This is a genomic window from Cohnella sp. GbtcB17, assembly GCF_019091135.1.
Taxonomy (GTDB): Bacteria; Bacillota; Bacilli; order Paenibacillales; family Paenibacillaceae; genus Cohnella.
Genome location: NZ_JAGXJW010000600.1, coordinates 1 through 201, shown reverse-complemented (window position 1 = coordinate 201; position 201 = coordinate 1). Strand labels below are relative to the sequence as shown.

The window sequence follows — 201 nt, the reverse complement described above, 5'->3', positions numbered from 1 at the left end:
CATGGCCGGCTTGCCGTTCCGGGTAACGATAAAGCCGGGTTGGCCGCTCACGTCGACCGGCAAGAACGAATCGCCCATCGTGCCTTTGCGCGCGTTACCGATAAAGAATGCTGCGATGCGCTCACTGCCCTCGATCGGATTGATCGCCGCGCGAGCTTTGTCGCCGCCATCGGTTACGAGTACGGCGTCATGCGCCAGCAT

General features: G+C 61.7%; 1 pseudogene. It reads right to left on the bottom strand.

Features of this window, described 5'->3' with window-relative positions:
* Positions 1-201: pseudogene (locus KVT38_RS34560) on the bottom strand (sigma-70 family RNA polymerase sigma factor); the annotation flags it as partial.